Source organism: Lentzea sp. NPDC059081 (genome assembly GCF_042738015.1).
Classification (GTDB): Bacteria; Actinomycetota; Actinomycetes; order Mycobacteriales; family Pseudonocardiaceae; genus Lentzea.
Genome location: NZ_JBHYGW010000025.1, coordinates 66,270 through 84,122, shown reverse-complemented (window position 1 = coordinate 84,122; position 17,853 = coordinate 66,270). Strand labels below are relative to the sequence as shown.

The window sequence follows — 17,853 nt, the reverse complement described above, 5'->3', positions numbered from 1 at the left end:
CGGGGGGATCCACTTCGTGGTGTGGCGTACCTGCACGTTTGCGCTCAGGCGCAATGGCTAATACGAGATCCGAATCGGCGTATTCGGCTTCCCGATAGGGGGCCGGAAGAAACGTGTGCGGGGGTGGAGATCAATGCGTCCGGATGAACGGACGGTGCTGACGCTTGTCCGGGACCAGGTGGAGCAACGCCCTGAGTCCGTCGCGGTGAGCGGCGGGGGCGAGGACCTCACCTACCGGCGGCTGTGGGACCTCGCTGGCACGCTGGCGGCGGAGCTCGCGGGCCTGGGCGTGCGGCGCGGTGACCTGGTCGCGGTCGCCGTGAACCCGTCGGTCGACCTCGTCGTCGCGTTCCTCGGTGTCCTCCGCGCCGGCGCCGCCTACCTCCCGCTCGACAACCGCGCGCCCGCCGACCGCCTGGCGGTCATCCTCGACGAGGCCGCGCCCCGGGTCGTCGTGCGTGCCGTGGACGAGTCCCGCTGGACGGTGCCGCTGCCGTCCGGACTGACCCCGGTCACCGTGCCCCAGGAACCGTCGCAGCAGGTCAGCGACGTGGAAGTCGGCCGGGACGACCCCGCGTACGTGGCCTACACGTCCGGCTCGACCGGGCGGCCCAAGGGCGTGGTCGTGCCGCACCGCGCCGTCGTCCGGCTGGTGACGGACGCGGAGTACTGCCCCGTCGGACCCGGTGACCGGGTCGCGAGCCTGTCCAACCCGGCCTTCGACGCGACCACCTTCGAGGTGTGGGCGCCGCTGGCCGTGGGTGGCGCGGTCGTCGCCGTCCCGTCGCCCGTGGACCTGGTCCTGGAGGACTGGGTCACCGCGCTGCGCGACCTGTCGATCACGACGATGTTCCTCACGACCTCGCTGTTCCACTCCGTCGCACGCGAGCTCCCGTCGGCCTTCGAGCACCTGGAACACCTGGTCGTGGGCGGTGAGCAGCTCGACGCCGAGATGGTGCGCAAGGTCCTCGCCGCAGGTCCGCCCGGCCGGGTCGTCAACGGCTACGGCCCCACCGAGACCACCACGTTCGCCGCCGTCTTCCAGTGCACCGCCGACGCCATGCGCGACGTCGTCCGCACCCCGATCGGCTTCCCGCTGCAGAAGACGACCCTGCACGTCCTCGACGAGGGGCTCCAGCCTGTTTTCGCAGGTGAGACGGGCGAGCTGTGCATCGGCGGGCCCGGTGTCGCACTGGGCTACCTCGGCCGTCCCGAGCTCACCGCCGAACGGTTCGTGCTGGTGGCGGGCGAGCGGGTCTACCGGACCGGGGACCTGGTCCGGCAGCTGCCGGACGGGGCGCTCGAGGTGGTGGGCCGCCGCGACCGGCAGGTCAAGCTGCGCGGTTTCCGCATCGAGCTCGAGGAGGTCGAACAGGCCGCCGCGGCGACCGGGCTCGTGGACGCGGTGTTCGTCGAAAAGGTCGGCGAAGGTCCTTCCGCGACACTCGTCGGTTTCGCCCTGCCCACCGCCGGTGGCCAGGAAGAACTGCCGGTGCGGTTGCGGGAGCGTTTAGCGGGTGCGTTGCCCGACTACATGGTCCCGGCGCGGTGGGTGGTGTTGTCCCACGTGCCGCTCGGTCCCACCGGAAAAGCCGACCGGAACGAGCTGCTCGCACTCCTCGAACCGGTTCCGGAATCACGTGTCGATCTGCCCATAGAAAAAATTGATGACATCTGTCGTATCTGGCGGGAAGTACTTCGAGTGGCACGTGTGCACCCAGACGACAACTTCATTGATTTGGGTGGAAACTCATTGCTCGCCGTTCAGGCAGCGGCCAGGATGAATGAATTCCTGGTAACCGCGGTTGAACCGGCGGAAATACTTCTCGCCGAGTCCGCCGCCGAACTGGGCGCACGTGTGCGGCACTCCGAGGCGGTCTCGTGACCGGTCCCGTCAGGCGGCACGCGACCACCGCGCCGCTGTCATTTGCTCAGGAACGACTTTGGTTCGTGCACGCCGCCGCACCCGAGTCCCCGATCTACAACGTGCCGTTGTTCTTCCACTGGCGCGGCGAGGTCGACCAGGACGCGCTGCACCGGGCGCTGCTCGCGGTGGTCGAGAAGCACGAGGTGCTGCGGACCACCTACGAGGACCGCGACGGCGAGCGCGTCCAGGTCGTCGGCGAGGCACGGGTGACCGTCGAGGTCGTCGGCCACAGCCCCGACGTCGAGGCACGGCGCGGGTTCGACCTCGCCGCCGGGCCACCGATCCGCTGCGCGGTCTGGAAGGGACAGCCGGACGGGGACGCGGTCCTGCTGACCGTGCACCACATCGCCGTCGACGGGTGGTCGCTGCCCGCGTTGTTCGGCGACCTCGGGACCGCGTACGACGCCGAGATCGCCGGGCGCCACGCGGACCTGGGCGAGCCACCGGTCCAGTACGCGGACTTCGCGGTGTGGGACCGCGCCGGGCTCGACGAGGCGCTGCTCACCCGGCGCGCCGCCGAGCTGGCGGCGGTGCCCACCGGCCTGCGGCTCGGCGGGGCCAGGCCGGTCCCCGCCGGCTTCCACGCCGGCGACCAGCACCGCTTCCCGATCCCCGCGGCCACCTGGGACGCCGTGGGGGAGCTGGCCAGGAGGCTGCGCGTCACGCCGTTCGTCGTGCTGCTCGCGGCGTACGGCGAGGTGATCGGCCGCTGGTCCGGGCGCGACGAGTTCCTGGTCGGTGCCGTCACCGCCAACCGCACCCACCCGGCGGTCGAGGACCTGGTCGGCTTCTTCGTCAACACCGTGCCGCTGCGGTGCACGACCCGCCCGCCCACGTTCGCGCAGCGGTGCGCCGAGCTGCGCCGCGAGGCGTTCGGGTCCATGACCTACCAGCGCGTCCCGTTCGACCAGCTGGTCGCGAGGACGCCGGGACGAGGGCTCGTCGAGGTCGGGTTCGCGCTGCAGAACATGCCGGCGCCGGACACGACCAGGTGGACGGCGCCCGACGTGCTGCCGACCGGGACGGCGAAGTACGACGTGCTGCTGATCGTCGAGGAGACGGCGGACGGCGTGCTCGGCACCCTGGAGCACGACACGGAGCTGTACCCGGCGGAGCTCGGGCCGCGGCTGGCCGAGGACTTCGTCGCGCTGCTCGCCCGCGCGGTGGCCGAGCCCGAGGCGCCGCTCGCCGGGCTCGCGCTGCCGCACGGACCGCTGGAGATCCCGCTGGAGACCCCGCTGGAGATCCCGTCGCCCTCGCCGATGTCCACAGTGGAGCGTGCCGGCGGCGCGCTGTCGGAGTCCGAACGACGGGCGGCGGAGCTGTTCCGCGCGGTGCTGGCCGAGGCGGGCGTCGAGATCACGGACCCGGCGCGCACCGACAACTTCTTCACGCTCGGCGGCCATTCGCTGCTGGCGGTGGGCATGCTGGCCCGTGCCCGGCGGGAGCACGGCGCGGCGGTGCGGCCGAGCGAGTTCCTGGCGGAGCCGACCGTGGCCCGGCTGGGGGAGCTGCTGCGCGGCGGAAACCGGGAGACCGAGGCCGTTCCTGTGGACGGTCCGGTGCCGGCGACGTCGACTCAGCAGCGGTTCTGGTTCCTCGACCGGATTCCGGAGCTGCGCGCGGCGTATCTGGTGCCGACCGTCGTGCACTTCCCCGGTGAGGTGGGAGCGGAGGAGCTGCGGGACGCGGTCGACACCGTGCTCGCCCGGCATCCGTCGCTCCGCTCGCGCTTCCGCTTGGACCACGAGGAGAAGCGGGTCGTCCGCACGGCGTCGGAACCACCGGCGCGGGCGACGGTCACCGATGCGCGCGGCTGGGACGAGGGCAAGCTCGCCGACCACGTCGCCGAGCTGTGCTGGACCCCGTTCGACCTCGCGGTCGAGGCCCCGGCCAGGGCGGAGGTCGTGCTGGTCGCGAGCGGCGTCCGGCTGGTGTTGTGCGCCCACCACGCGGTGGTCGACGGCGCGTCGGTCCGGGTGTTGCTGGAGCAGGTCGCGGCCGTGGTGCGCGGAGAGGAGCTGCCCGCACCCGTGCGGTCGGATCGACCGGCCGCGCAGGCCGACTCCGCGGAGCTGATCACCGCTTTGCAAGGCGCGCCAACGGATGTGCGGCTGCCGCACGACCGGCCGCGCGCGTCCGTCCACAGCATCCTCGGCGCCATCCGCGCCGTCGACGCGGTGGACCTGCGGGAGGTGGCGAAGGAGTCGGGCTGCAGCGCGTTCGTGGCGACGGCCGCGGTGCTGGCGGTCGCGCTGGCGCGGAGGTCGGACCAGCGCGACTTCCTGTTCGCGTTCCCCTGGTCGGGCCGGGAACACCCGGACGCGGTCGGGATGTTCGTGAACACCCTGGTGCTGCGGGCGGACCTGCGCGGCGACCCGACCTGGCGCGAAGTGCTCGCCCGCGTGCGCGACGCCGCCTCGGTGGCCTACCGGGCGGCGGACGTCCCGTTCGACGAGGTGGTGGCCGCGGTGCACCCGCGGCGCGACCTGAGCCGCCCGGCGCTGACGCCCGTGTACGTCGCCTCCGGGGACGACTGGCGGCCGCCGCTCGACGGTGTGCTGCTGCCGCTCGACCCGCTGGCGGTGAAGTACGAGCTGGAACTGACGGTGGTCGAGACCGCGGCCGGGCTGCGGCTGTCCGCCGCCTACCAGGCCGACCTGTTCGACGACGACACGATCGAAGACCTGCTCGCGGACGTCCAGAAGGCGGCGGCCGCGCTCGTGACGAACCCCGATGGCCCCGCGTGTGAGGAGAAACTGCGTTGACGAAGCTCGATCACGTGCGGGAGGCGTGGGCCGAGGCACTGGACATCTCGCCGGACGAGGTGCCCACCGAGGTCAGTTTCTTCGACGCGGGCGGCAACTCGTTGCTGTTGCTGCTGCTCTGGGAACGCCTCAACGGCCTCACGACCCGCGACCTCAAGGCCGCCGACCTCTTCGAGCACAGCACCGTGCTCGCCCAGGCGGAGTTCCTCGAGAGCACCGACGAACCGGTCGCCGCCGCGGCGACGTCCCGGTCGGCGCTGCTCGGCCGGTCGCGCAGGGAAGCTTCATGAGCGACACCGACATCGCTGTCGTCGGCGTCGGCTGCCGCTTCCCGGACGCCTGGACGCCCGAGGAGTTCTGGCGCAACATCGACGCGGGCCGGGTGTCCGTCCAGGACCTGACCGAGGAGCAGCGCCGGGCCGGTGGCATCACCGACGACGTCGCCGCGCAGCCGGGCTTCGTCGCCAAGGGCACGTCCCTGCCGGGCGTGGCCGACTTCGCCGGCGAGTTCTTCGGCTACCCGCCCGCCGAGGTCGACGTCATCGACCCGCAGCAGCGGATCTTCCTGGAGGTCTGCTGGGAGGCGCTGGAGGCGGCCGGGCATCCGCCCCGCAAGGACGGTCCCGTCACGGGCGTCTTCGCGGGCAGTGCGGCCGGGACGTACTCGGCGGCGGTGTTCGCCGCGAAGACGCAGGCCGAAGGGCTCGCCGCGGCCATCGACGACCTCGGCCTCACCCTCGGCGGCCAGGCCGACTTCCTCACCTCGCGAGTCGCCTACAAGCTCGGCATGCGCGGCCCGGCGGTGAGCGTGCAGACGGCGTGCTCGTCGTCGTTGTACGCGGTGCACTACGCCGTGCTGAGCCTGCTGTCCGGTGAGTGCGACATCGCGCTGGCCGGTGGCTCGACGGCGCTGGAACCGTTGGCGGGCTACCACTACCAGCCCGGCGGGCTGCTGTCGGAGGACGGCTTCTGCCGGTCGTTCGACGCGAAGTCGAGCGGCACGTCGTTCAGCTCCGGCGTCGGCGTGGTCGCGTTGCGGCGCCTCGCGGACGCGCTGGCGGACGGCGACCCGATCCTCGCGGTCGTCAAGGGCAGCGCGGTCGGCAACGACGGCGCGGACCGGCCCGGCTACACCGCACCGAGTCCCGCCGGGGTGGCGGAGGTCGTCGCGACGGCGCTGCGGATCGCCGGCGTGTCGGCCGACGACCTGCGGTACGTCGAGGCGCACGGTTCCGGCACGCCGCTCGGCGACCACGTCGAGCTGATCGGGCTGAGCAAGGGCCTGCGGCGCAGCACGCACCGCACCGGGTTCGTCGGGCTGGGGTCGGTGAAGACCAACCTCGGGCACTGCGGACCGGCCGCGGGCATCGCGGGGTTCATCAAGGCCGTGCACATCGCGCATACCGGGACGCTGCCGCCGCACCCGTTCTTCGACCGCGCCCGTGACGAGGGCGAGCTGGCCGAGAGCCCGTTCTACCTCTCGAGGACGGCGGGCAGCGACACGGACCCGAACCGGCACGTGCTGGTGAACTCGATGGGCGTCGGCGGCACGAACGTCGCCGCCGTGCTCGCCGCCCCGCCCGTCGTCGCGAAGCCGCCGGCCGAGCCCGGCGACGTCGTGCGGCTGGTGCTGTCGGCGCGGTCGCGCGGCGAGCTGGACGCGATGTCGAAGCGGCTGGCCGACGAGCTGGACCGCGGCGAGCACCCGGCCGAGGACATCGCGCACACGCTGCGGGTCGGCCGGCAGTCCTTCGCGGAACGACGCGTCGTCACCGCGGCACCGGGGAAGCTCTCGGCGGCCCTGCGGCTGCCGCGGCCACCGGCGGTTCAGACGAAGCGGGGTGCCGCCCGTCGCGCGATCGTCGTCGGCGAGGCGTCACCCGACCTGCTCGCGGCACTGCCCGCGTCGACCCAGGTCGTGGCGGAAACCCCGGTCGCACCGCCGAAGGACGCCGTCGTCGTCGGAACCGACCTCTGGGACGCGCTGACCACGGCCTGGCTCCACGGGGTCGACGTCCGCTGGGACGCCGTGTCGAAGGGCCGGCGGGTCACGCTGCCGACGTACCCGTTCCAGCGCAGGCGGTACTGGCTGCTCGACCGGCTGCCCCCGATCGCCGCGGTGCCGCAACCCGGTGCCGCGCAACCAGTTCCGGAGAAGGCGCCCGTCGGGGACGACGTGGAGGCCGACGTCGCCGAGGTCTGGCGCGAGCTGTTCGGCGTCGAGACGATCGGCATCGACGACGAGTTCGGCTCGCTCGGCGGCACCTCCCTGCTGTCCGTGCAGATGGCGTTCGAGCTGCAGCAACGCCACGGCGTGCTGGTGAACGTCCACCGCGCGGGCGGCAGCAAGGCCACCGTGCGGCGGATCGCCGAGATCATCCGCGGCAAGCTCGCCGGTGCCGAACGCGGCTCCGCCGACATCGACCCGATCGCGGACGGCGACGGCGACCTGATGGACGCCGACATCCAGCTGCCGCTCGGTGAGGTCGCACCGGCCAACAACGGGACCGGCGTGCTGGTCACCGGCGCCACCGGCTTCCTGGGCGCGTTCGTGCTGCACGAGCTGCAGAAGGCCAGGCAGGGCACCATCCACTGCCTGGTCAGGGCCGCGGACGAGGCCGAGGCGTGGGCGCGGCTGAGCGAGGCCGCCGAGAAGTACCTGCTGCCGGCACCGGACCCGTCCCGCGTGCGGGCGGTCCCCGGTGACCTCCGTGAGATCGGCGACGTCTGCCGGGCGCACCCCGAGCTGGCCGCGGACGTCGGCCAGGTGCTGCACATCGCCGCGAAGGTCGTGTTCACCGAGCCGTACCGGGTGCTGCGCGAGGACAACGTGCTGCCGATGGTCGAGCTGCTGCGGTGGATGCGCGAGAGCGGCGTCGGCGAGTTCAGCTTCGTGTCCACGGTGGCGGCGACGGCCCCCGCGCTCGGTGTGGACGGCAGGGTGCTGGAGAAGCGCGCCCAGTCGCTCGACCCGCAGCAGGGCGGGTACGGCGCCGGCAAGTGGGCGGGCGAACGGCTGCTGGAGCGGGCAGAGGCCGACGGCATGCGCGTGCGGATCTTCCGGCCGGGGTTCATCCTCGCCGACAGCCGCACGGGTGCCTGCAACGACCGCGACCTGATCTGGCACATCCTGGCGAGCGGCCTGGCCGTCGGCGCGCACCCGGTCGACGACCGGGCGAACCCGATGGCACCGGTCGACGTCGTGGCCAGGGCGATCGCGGAGCTGTCCGTCGACGCCCGTGCCATCGGCCGCGCCTACCACCTGATCGACGAGAAGTGCCACGGCCTGCGCCAGGTGTTCGAGCTGCTCGACCTCCAGACGAAACCGCTGCCGTCGGACGAGTGGCTCGCGCTGGTCGGCAAGGAGGCCCTGGCCACCGGCAACGAGGTGCTGTCCACGATGGCGCTCTACGAGGTGGAGGGCCACGAGCTGGGCGAGGACGGCATGGAGGCCACGGCGTGGCGCTCCTGGTTGCGGGACAACGACCTCAGCTCCGCACCGACCACCGCGGTCCTGCGGGGCGGGCTGGCGTACCTGGCGGAGCGGAACGGCGCGATGCGCGCCGTGCTGCCGGAGATCGCCGGAACTCGGGAACTCGGGGAGAACTCATGATCGCGGTACTCGGCGCGGGCGTGATGGGCACCGGCATCGCCACGCTCGCCATCGGACACGGCGTCGACGTCACCCTCGTGGACGTCGACGACGACAAGCTCACGGCGGCCCGTGCCGCGGTGAAGCAGCAGCTGCGCGGCGCGAAGATCATGGGCACGATGCCCAAGTCCGGGCCGGCGGGCGAGCTGGTGTGCACCACGGACCTGGGCGACGCCGCGACGGCCGAGGCGGTGGTCGAGGCCGTCACCGAGCTGGCCGACCTCAAGGCCAAGGTGCTCGCCGAGGTCTCGTCGGTCGTCGCGCCGGGCACGTTGCTGCTCACCAACACCTCGGCCATCCCGGTCGACGAGCTGGCGTCGGTCGTGCAACGGCCGGAGGACGTGGCGGGCGCGCACTTCATGAACCCGCCGTACGTGATCCGCATGGTCGAGGTGATCCGCGGCCCGCGCACCGGCGAGGCCGCGATGGACTCCGTGCGCGGCCTGCTCGGCAAGCTCGACCGCGACCTGGTCGTCGTCGGCGACGGGCCCGGGTTCGTCATCAACCGCGTGTTGCAACGGGTCATCAACGAGTCCGCCCGCATCGTCGAGGAGGGCCTGGCCACGCCGCAGGACGTGGACGCGCTGTTCGAGGGCTGTCTCGGCCACCGCACCGGGCCGCTGGCGACGGCGGACCTCATCGGGCTGGACAACGTCGCGGACAGCCTGCGGGTGCTGCACGAACGCACGGGGGACGCGGGCTACGCGCCGTGCGACCTGCTGCTCGCGAAGGTGCGCGACGGCGAGTTCGGACGCAAGACGGGCAAGGGATTCTACGAGCACGGAGGGGTCTGGGCGTGAACATCACTGTGGGGCTGCACGACTTCCTCGTCTCCCGCACCAAGAGGACGTGGGAGCCGGACGAGGACCTGTTCGCCGCGGGTGTCGTGTCGTCGTTGTTCGCGCTGGAGCTCGTCGTGTACCTGGAGAAGGCGCACGGCGTGGAGGTCGAGGGCGAGTACCTGAGCATCGACAACTTCCGCACGATCAGCCGCATCGAGAAGATGGTGCACGAGCTGCAGGCGGCCACACCGTGAGCGACGTCCTCGGCTCCGCGCTGGAGCTGCTGACCGAGCGCGTGGCGGACCGGGCGGCCGAGTGGGACCGCGCGGGCGTGCTGCCCGTGGAGGTTCTGCGCGAGCTGGGCGCCAAGGGCGTTCTCTGCGCTCAGGTGTCCACATCGGACGGTGGGCTCGGGCTGTCCAGCGTCGAGAACGGCGAGCTGACCGCGCACCTCGGCACGTTGTGCGGCTCGACCAGGAGCGTGGCGACCTCGCACGGCATGGCCGCGTGGGTCGTCACCCGCCTGGGGTCGCGCAAGCAGCGGGCGGAGTTCCTGCCCCGGCTGACGAGCGGCGAGCTGGCCGCGGTCGCGTTCAGCGAGTCCGGTGCGGGCAGCGACCTGGCGTCCATGACGACCGAGATCCGGCGCGACGGCGACGAGGTCGTCGTGTCGGGCGGGAAGGTCTGGATCACGGTCGCCGCCTACGCCGACCTGGTCGTGGTGTTCGGCAGGTTCGGCGAGGGCGCCGGTGCCGTCGTGGTGCCGACGAACGCGGAAGGCGTGCACGTCGAACGGATCCCCGAACCGCTCGGTTGCCGCGCCGCCGGTCACGCCGTGGTCCGGCTCGACGACGTCCGGCTGCCCGCGGACCACCTGCTCAGCGGCGCCGGCATGTCGCTCGGCCTGCTGGTCACGTCCGCGCTGACCTACGGCAGGCTCTCGATCGCCTGGGGCTGCGTGGGAATGCTGCGCACCTGCCTCAAGGAGGCCACGGAGCACGCGCGGTCGCGCACGCAGTTCGGCGTCGCACTGGCCGAGCACCAGCTGGTCGCCGGGCACCTCGCGGACCTGCTCGTCGCGGAGCAGGTCGCGACCAGGATGTGCGAGCACGCCAGCCGGTGCTGGGACGACGGCACACCGGAGCTGGTGACCGCGTCCGTGCTCGCCAAGCACGTCTCGGCGACCAACGCGGCCCGTGCGGCGGCCACCGCCGTCCAGGTGCTGGGGTCGGCGGGCGCGCGGGACACCCACCCGGTGGCCAGGGCGTACCGGGACGCGAAGCTCATGGAGATCATCGAGGGCAGCAACGAGATCTCGCGGCTGCTGCTGGCGGGTGCGGCATGAGCATCGGCATCGGCTCCATCCACTGCGTGCTCCCGGAGCAGCTCGTGAAGGTGAGCGAGCTGCCCGAGTTCGAGGCGCTGGGCCACGACGAGGCGGAGTTCGCCCGCACCTGCGGTGTCGAGACGATCTCCGAGTTCGACGACGTCACGGCGGGCGACCTGGCCGTGCGGGCGACGCGGGAGCTGCTGGACCGCGACCCCGTCGAACCCGACCTGCTGATGCTGGTCGGGCCGCGCGCCCCGGACGTGCTGCTCGGCTCGGACGTCTGCCGCGTGCAGGCCGAGACGAAGCTGACCGGCGCGTTCGCCTTCACCGTCGACGGCCTGGGCTGCACGGGGTCCAGCGCCGCCTGGGCGCTCGGCAGGGACCTGCTGCTCGCCGACCCGGCGAGGCAGTCGGTGCTGATCACGCACGCCAGCAGGCCGACGGGCGCGGACCGGGTGCGGTTCCCGGTCACCGTGATCGGCGACGGCGCGTGCGCGATGACGCTGGTCAAGGGCGGGCGGCCGGTCCTGCGGGCGCACCGGATGGCGACCGACGGCACGTTCCACGACCTGTTCGGCGTCGACTACAAGCAGACGCCCTGGTACGAGTGGCGGGAGGAGTGCGAGTCGCCCGACCGCTACCGCTTCGAGCTGGCCATGCACAGCAAGGTGCGGCTCGGGAAGCTCGTGAAGGCCGTGCTCGCGGACGCGGGGATCGACCGGGCCGACGTGGCCGCGACGCTGATGCAGAACGTCACGGCCGGCGCGTACGACTTCTACCAGTCCCTTTTGGACCTGACGATTCACCCCGTCTGCAAGGAGAACCTGAGCCGCCACGGCCATCTCGGCGCGATGGACGTGGTGCTGAACCTCGACCGGCTGCTGGCGAGCGGGGAGCTCGCCGAGGGAGATCTGGTGCTGGTGCTGAACAACAGCCCGGTCGCCGCCTGGGCGGTGACGTTGTGGGAACTGTGAAATGCCTCGTCTGGGACCTCGACCGGACCCTGTGGGCGGGAACCCTGCTGGAGGGCTTCGAACCGACGCTCTCCGACGAGGTCCGCGAGACGATCGTCGAGCTGGACCGGCGGGGGATCCTGCAGTCCGTCGCGAGCCGCAACGACCACGACCACGCGTGGGAGTGGCTGGAGAAGCTCGGCGTCGCCGAGTACTTCGTGCTGCCGCGGATCGGCTGGGGCGCCAAGTCCGAGTCGGTGCGGGAGATCGCGGACAAGCTGAACTTCGCCCTGGACACCATCGCGTTCGTGGACGACCAGCCCACCGAACGCGCCGAGGTCACCTACCACCTGCCCGAGGTGCGGGTCTACGAGGCCGAACGGGTCGCGGAGCTGGTGGGGTTGCAGGAGTTCACGCCGGCGACCATCACCGTCGACTCGGCCCGGCGGCGCGAGATGTACCAGGCGGGCTTCCGGCGGGACACCGCACGGGCCGAGCACGCCGGCCCCGACGAGGAGTTCCTGAGGTCGCTCGACCTGGTCATGACGATCAGCAGGGCCACCGAGTACGAGCTGGCGCGGGCCGAGGAGCTGACCCTGCGCACCAGCCAGATGAACGCGACCGGCGTGCACTACTCGGACGAGGACCTGCGGGCGCTGCTCGCCGATCCGCGGCACGAGGTGCTCGTCGTGACGATGGCGGACCGGTTCGGCCCGCACGGCGCGGTCGGGTTGCTGCTGCTGGAGAAGCTCGGCCGGGCCTGGCACCTGAAGCTTCTGGCGACGTCGTGCCGGGTGGTCGCGTTCGGCGCCGGAGCGGTGCTGCTGCGGTGGCTCGCCACCGAGGCGGCCGAGGCGGACGCGCACCTCGTCGCGGACTTCAAGAAGACCGAGCGCAACCGCATGATGGAGGTCGCCTACCGGTTCGCCGGGTTCCGCACGGAGGACTGCGCGTGCCTCGCGGACGTGGGGACCGCGAACAGGGGGACCGCGAACAGGGGGACTGGGGACGTCCAGCACCTCCACCTCGTGCCCCAGCGGCACGAGCCACCGACCACCATGACCCTGGACGCGGTGAGGCTCGCATGAACACGCTGTACCACTGGTTCGCGCGGTCGGCCGAGCGCCACCCGGACCACGTCGCGATCGAGGTCGGGGGAGAGGCCCTGACCTACCGGGAGCTGCGCGAGCGGTCCGACGCGGTGGCGGCCGGCATCCTCGCGGCGCACGGTTCGGTGCCGGCGCGGATCGCGCTGCCGGCCGACCGGTCGCTGCCCACGTACCTCGGATACCTCGCCGCACAACGGCTCGGTGCCACCGTGACGCCGATCAACCCGGCCCACCCGGAGTCGCGCAACCAGGCGATCCTGGACCTGGCGAAGCCGGATCTCGTGCTGTCCGAAGTGGACGAACGGGACGGCGAGCTGCCGTCGCCGGCCGAGCAGGACGTCGCGTACGTCCTGTTCACCTCCGGCTCGACCGGCAGGCCGAAGGGCGTGCCGATCACGCACGCCAACCTCGAGCCCTACATCGCGCACAACATCGCGAAGTTCGAGGTCGGCCCCGGCTGCCGGATGTCGCACACGTTCGACCTCACGTTCGACCCGTCGGTGTTCGACCTGTTCGTCACCTGGGGCGGTGGCGCGACCCTGGTCGTGCCGGAACGCGCCGAGCTGCTCGAACCGGTGAGGTACCTGGCCGAGCGGGGGATCACGCACTGGTTCTCGGTGCCGTCGGTCGTCTCGGTGAGCGCGAACCTCGGCAACCTGCCCACGGGCGTCGAGAACTCGTTGCGGCACAGCATCTTCATCGGCGAGCAGCTCACGTACGGGCAGGCGCGGGCGTGGCAGGAGGTCGCGCCGCAAGCGGTCATCACGAACGTCTACGGCCCGACCGAGCTGACGGTGGCGTGCACCGAGTACACGCTGCCCAGCGATCCCGCGCGGTGGCCGGAGACGTCGAACGACACCGTGCCCATCGGCCCCGTCTACGCCTTCCTCGACTCGGTCGTGCTCGACGACGGCGAGCTGTGCGTGCGCGGCTCGCAGCGGTTCGCCGGCTACCTCGACCCGGCCGACAACACCGGCCGGTTCCTGCCGGCGCACCTCCCGCTGTCGGACGGGCACTACTACCGGACCGGCGACCGGGTGCGCGAGGAGAACGGGAACTGGGTGCACCTCGGCCGGCTCGACAACCAGGTGAAGATCCGCGGCTACCGGATCGAGCTCGGCGAGGTCGAGGCCGCCCTGCGCGGGCACGAGGGCGTGCGCGACGTCGTGGTGATCGCCGCCGACACCGGCGCCGAGACCGAGCTGGTCGCGTACTTCACCGGCGAGCCGCACACCACCGTCGAACTGGTGCGGTGGCTGCGCAAGCGGTTGCCGATCCACATGGTGCCCCGGCGCTTCCACCACCTCCCGGAGATCCCGCTGAACGCCAACGGCAAGGCGGACCGCAAGGTCCTGCGAGAGCTGGTGAGCTCATGACCGCGTTGCACGAGAAGCTGATCCGCCAGATCTACCCGCCGGCCGGCCCGGTCAGGGTGCTGGTGGCGGCCAACCTCGGACACGGCCTGTCCAACGGCATGCTGCTCACCGTCGTCGTGCTGTACTTCACGAACTCGGTGCACATCCCCGCCACCCAGGTGGGCATCGGCCTGACGATCGCGGCCGCGCTGAAGATGGCCGTGAGCGTCCCGCTGGGCCACCTGATCGACGTGATGGGCGCCCGCACCGCCGCCATCGCCTTCCACCTCGTGCGCGGCGCGTTCATCGCCGGGTACGTGCTCGCCGAGGGCGCGGTGGCGTTCGCGGTGGTGGCGAGCCTCGTCTACATCGCGGAGTCCGGCGCCCACTCGTCGCAGGCGACGGTGGTGGCGGCCGCGATGCCGCCGGAGGAACGCATCAAGGCGCGCGCGTACACCCGGTCCGCCAACAACATCGGCTTCTCGGTCGGTGCGCTGGGCGGTGGTGTCGCGCTGACCGCCGACTCCCGGCCGGTCTACGTGACGCTGCTGGTGATCTGCGCCGTGCTGTACGCGGCCAGCGGCCTGGTGTACCTGAAGCTGCCGAACGCGCCCAAGGTCGACCGGCCCGCGGGCGCCAGCCGGTGGGAGGTGCTCAAGGACCGGCCGTTCGCCGTGTTCGGGTTGCTGAACACCTTGCTGGTGATGAACGTCGGCATTCTGCTCGTCGCGCTGCCGATCTGGATCTCGCAGAAGACCAGCGCGCCGCCGGTGCTCTACTCCGTGATCCTGGTGCTCAACACGGTGATGGTCGTGCTGTTCCAGGTCCGGGCCAGTGAGGGCGCCGAGACGATCGAGGGTGGCGCGAAGGCGTTGCGGCGCTGCGGTGTGCTGCTGGCGGTGTGCTGCGCGCTCTTCGCGTTCGCCCAGGGCCAGTCGATGTGGGTCGCGATCGCGTTCCTGCTGGCCGGCGCGGTGGTGCACGCGGTCAGCGAACTCCTGTACAGCGCGGGATCCTGGGCGTTGGCCTACGAACTGGCGCCCGAACACGCCCACGGGCAGTACCAGGGCTTCTTCGGCATGACCTCGAACCTCGGGTCGATGGTCACCCCGCTCGTCGTGACCACGCTGATCATCGACCAGGGCTGGCCGGGCTGGCTCGTGCTCGGTGCCGTCCTGCTGGCCGCGGGTCTCGCGGCGCCGTCGGTCGCCCGGTGGGCGGCCGCCACCCGACTCCAGGAAAAGGCGGTGTGACCGCGGTGGACTTCAGCCTGTTCTACTTCGCCAACGACAACTGCTCGCTCGACGCGAACCGGTACGACCTGCTGCTGTCGGGCGCGAAGTTCGCCGACGCCCACGACTTCGCCGCGGTGTGGACGCCGGAGCGGCACTTCCACCCGTTCGGCGGGATCTACCCGAACCCGGCCGTGGCGGGCGCCGCGATCGCCGCCGTGACCGAACGGATCGGCATCCGCGCGGGCAGCGTCGTCTCGCCGCTGCACCACCCGCTGCGGATCGCCGAGGAGTGGTCGGTCGTCGACAACCTCTCCGGCGGCAGGGCCGGCATCTCGCTGGCGTCCGGCTGGCACGCGACGGACTTCGTGCTGCGCCCGGAGAACTACGAGAACCGCCGCCAGGTGGTGATCGAGAACGTCGAGCAGCTCCGCTCGCTGTGGCGTGGGGAGAAGATGCCGTTCACCGACGGCGTGGGGAACACCAGCGAGGTCAAGGTCTTCCCGCCGCCCGTGCAGCACGAGCTGCCGATCTGGGTCACCAGCGCGGGTGGCGCCGAGACGTTCCGCAACGCCGGCCGCATCAAGGCAGGCCTGCTCACCCACCTGCTCGGCCAGGACCTGGACGAGCTGGCGGACAAGATCGCGCAGTACCGCGAGGAGGCGGGCGACGCCGCGCACGTCGTGCTGATGGTGCACGCGTTCCTCGGCGACGACGAGGACGACGTGCGCGAGATCGTCCGCGAGCCGATGTCCGCCTACCTGCGCAGCTCGATCAACCTGCTGCTGGGGTCGCAGCTGCCCGGCGCGAGGAAGATCGACCCGTCGAAGCTGCGCGAGTCCGAAGTGGACTTCCTGGTGCAGCGCTCGTTCGACCGCTACTACGACGACGGCGGGCTGCTCGGCACCGTGCCCAAGGCCCTGAAGGTGGTCGAACGGGCGCGGGCCATCGGCGTCGACGAGATCGCCTGCCTGATCGACTTCGGCATCGACACCAAACAGGTCCTGGCGGGCCTCGACCACCTGAACGAGCTCCGACTCCTTGCGAGGAAGCCTTGACCAACGTCCACGCGCTGTCCGACCGGTACATCGACGAGTTCGCCGCGCTCGACCCGATCAACGGCAGCTACCTCGGCATCCCCGGCCACGACGAGAACCTGACGGACTTCTCGCCGGACGGCTACAAGGCCCGCGGCGAGCTGCGCGCCCGCACGTTGCGCGAGATGGCCGACGCGCCCGCCGCCGACGAGGCCGAGGAGCTGGCGCGGGAGGTCTTCCAGGAACGGGTCGGCACCGAGCTGGACATGTTCGAGGCCGGGCTCGACGAAGCGTGCGTCAACACGATCAACAGTCCCGTCCAGGACATCCGGATCGCGTTCGACCTCATGAACCCGGAGACCCGGGAGGACTGGGAGAAGGTCGCCCGGCGCATGGCGAAGGTGCCCGAGACGCTGAACGGTCTCGCCGCCTCCCTCGCGAGTGCGTTGCGGCGCGGCACCTCCACGTCCGGCCGTCAGCTCACCAAGATCGCCGGCCAGTGCGACACGTGGGCGGGCAACGCGGACCCCGAGGCGTTCTTCACGAAGTTCGTCCGCGGCGCCGGAAACGTCCCGGCGAGCCTCCGCGCGAAGCTGGAGACGCACGCGGAGGCGGCCAACGCGGCGTTCGCGGGGTTCGCGACCTGCCTGCGCGAGGAGATCGCCCCGCAGGCTCCGGACCGCGACGGCGTCGGCCCGGACACCTATGCTCTTTGGTCACGCCAGTTCCTCGGCGCTCGGATCGACCTGCACGAGGCGTACGAGTGGGCGTGGGGCGAGTTCGCCCGTGTGGAGAAGGAGATGCTGGCGCTCGCCGACCGCATCAAGCCCGGTGCGTCACTGGCCGAGGCCGCGGTGGTGTTGGACGCCGACCCCCGCTACCTCGTCGAGGGACGGGACGAGTACGGCGCGTGGATGCAGAAGCTGAGCGACCAGGCGCTGAGCGACCTGCGCGGTGTCCACTTCGACATCCCCGACGAGCTGATGCGCTTCGAGGTGCGCCAAGCCCCGCCCGGAGGGTCCGTCGGCCAGTACTACGCCGCGCCCACCGAGGACTTCTCCCGCGCCGGCAGCACCTGGTGGAGCGCACCGGCCGACCAGACCCGGTTCCACACCTGGCGGCAGATCTCGACGCTATACCACGAGGGCGTGCCCGGTCACCACCTGCAACTCGGCACCGCAGTGCACCAGGCGGACAGGCTGAACAAGTACCAGCGGCTGCTGGCGTTCTCCTACGGCCACGGCGAGGGATGGGCGCTGTACGCCGAGAAGCTGATGCGGGAGCTGGGGTACGTGTCGTCGGACGGCGACGTCTTCGGCTCGCTCACCGACGAGATGTACCGGGCGACGCGGGTGATCCTGGACATCGGCCTGCACCTCGGCCTGGACATCCCGCGCGGCACCGGTTTCCACGAGGGCGCGCGGTGGACGCCCGCGCTGGCACTGGAGTTCTTCCTGACCCGCACCACGGTCCGCGAGTCGCTCTCGCGCGACCAGGTGGACCGCTACCTCGGCTGGCCGGCGCAGGCCACGTCGTACAAGCTCGGCGAGCGCATGTGGCTGGAGGCGATCGCGGACGCCCGTGGGCGGCACGGGGAGGCGTTCGACCTCAAGGACTTCCACATGCGGGCGCTGGAGATGGGCTCGATGGGGCTGGACACGTTGCGGGTGCAGCTGGCGAGGCTCTGACGGACCGGGGGCGCACCGCG

13 protein-coding genes are annotated in these 17,853 nt (G+C 71.6%); all 13 read left to right on the top strand.

From position 1 onward, the window contains the following. Positions 1-133 precede the first annotated feature (133 nt). Genes ACFWV3_RS36235 through ACFWV3_RS36175 form a run of 13 tightly spaced genes read left to right on the top strand, consistent with a single transcriptional unit; the run spans position 134 to position 17,833 of the window. Positions 134-1,885 carry a non-ribosomal peptide synthetase gene (locus tag ACFWV3_RS36235; protein ID WP_382418255.1) on the top strand — a complete coding sequence of 584 codons (1,752 nt, stop codon included), beginning with the start codon at positions 134-136 and terminating at the stop codon, positions 1,883-1,885. After that, positions 1,882-4,695: a condensation domain-containing protein gene (locus tag ACFWV3_RS36230; RefSeq protein WP_382418253.1), complete on the top strand. Its 2,814-nt coding sequence runs from the start codon at positions 1,882-1,884 to the stop codon at positions 4,693-4,695. Before ACFWV3_RS36235 ends, ACFWV3_RS36230 begins: the two co-directional genes overlap by 4 nt. Then, positions 4,692-4,985 carry an acyl carrier protein gene (locus ACFWV3_RS36225; RefSeq protein ID WP_382418251.1) on the top strand — a complete coding sequence of 98 codons (294 nt, stop codon included), beginning with the start codon at positions 4,692-4,694 and terminating at the stop codon, positions 4,983-4,985. The genes ACFWV3_RS36230 and ACFWV3_RS36225 overlap by 4 nt, the downstream gene beginning before the upstream one ends. Continuing rightward, positions 4,982-8,308 carry a thioester reductase domain-containing protein gene (locus ACFWV3_RS36220; protein ID WP_382418249.1) on the top strand — a complete coding sequence of 1,109 codons (3,327 nt, stop codon included), beginning with the start codon at positions 4,982-4,984 and terminating at the stop codon, positions 8,306-8,308. Before ACFWV3_RS36225 ends, ACFWV3_RS36220 begins: the two co-directional genes overlap by 4 nt. After that, complete coding sequence (locus ACFWV3_RS36215; RefSeq protein WP_382418247.1) at positions 8,305-9,147, top strand: 3-hydroxyacyl-CoA dehydrogenase family protein; 843 nt, start codon at positions 8,305-8,307, stop codon at positions 9,145-9,147. The genes ACFWV3_RS36220 and ACFWV3_RS36215 overlap by 4 nt, the downstream gene beginning before the upstream one ends. After that, positions 9,144-9,383 carry a phosphopantetheine-binding protein gene (locus ACFWV3_RS36210; protein ID WP_382418245.1) on the top strand — a complete coding sequence of 80 codons (240 nt, stop codon included), beginning with the start codon at positions 9,144-9,146 and terminating at the stop codon, positions 9,381-9,383. The genes ACFWV3_RS36215 and ACFWV3_RS36210 overlap by 4 nt, the downstream gene beginning before the upstream one ends. Further along, a complete protein-coding gene (locus ACFWV3_RS36205) occupies positions 9,380-10,474 on the top strand; it encodes an acyl-CoA dehydrogenase family protein (RefSeq protein ID WP_382418243.1) in 1,095 nt (364 codons plus the stop codon). The genes ACFWV3_RS36210 and ACFWV3_RS36205 overlap by 4 nt, the downstream gene beginning before the upstream one ends. After that, positions 10,471-11,433, top strand: a complete 963-nt coding sequence (locus tag ACFWV3_RS36200) for a 3-oxoacyl-[acyl-carrier-protein] synthase III C-terminal domain-containing protein (protein ID WP_382418241.1) — start codon at positions 10,471-10,473, stop codon at positions 11,431-11,433. The genes ACFWV3_RS36205 and ACFWV3_RS36200 overlap by 4 nt, the downstream gene beginning before the upstream one ends. Beyond that, positions 11,430-12,500: an HAD-IIIC family phosphatase gene (locus ACFWV3_RS36195; protein WP_382418300.1), complete on the top strand. Its 1,071-nt coding sequence runs from the start codon at positions 11,430-11,432 to the stop codon at positions 12,498-12,500. The genes ACFWV3_RS36200 and ACFWV3_RS36195 overlap by 4 nt, the downstream gene beginning before the upstream one ends. Further along, positions 12,497-13,897, top strand: a complete 1,401-nt coding sequence (locus tag ACFWV3_RS36190) for an AMP-binding protein (RefSeq protein WP_382418240.1) — start codon at positions 12,497-12,499, stop codon at positions 13,895-13,897. Before ACFWV3_RS36195 ends, ACFWV3_RS36190 begins: the two co-directional genes overlap by 4 nt. Next, entirely contained in the window at positions 13,894-15,129 is a 1,236-nt protein-coding gene (locus ACFWV3_RS36185) for an MFS transporter (RefSeq protein ID WP_382418238.1), read from the top strand. Before ACFWV3_RS36190 ends, ACFWV3_RS36185 begins: the two co-directional genes overlap by 4 nt. Continuing rightward, complete coding sequence (locus ACFWV3_RS36180) at positions 15,126-16,166, top strand: MupA/Atu3671 family FMN-dependent luciferase-like monooxygenase (RefSeq protein ID WP_382418236.1); 1,041 nt, start codon at positions 15,126-15,128, stop codon at positions 16,164-16,166. Before ACFWV3_RS36185 ends, ACFWV3_RS36180 begins: the two co-directional genes overlap by 4 nt. Beyond that, positions 16,163-17,833 carry a DUF885 domain-containing protein gene (locus tag ACFWV3_RS36175; RefSeq protein ID WP_382418234.1) on the top strand — a complete coding sequence of 557 codons (1,671 nt, stop codon included), beginning with the start codon at positions 16,163-16,165 and terminating at the stop codon, positions 17,831-17,833. The genes ACFWV3_RS36180 and ACFWV3_RS36175 overlap by 4 nt, the downstream gene beginning before the upstream one ends. Positions 17,834-17,853 lie beyond the last annotated feature (20 nt).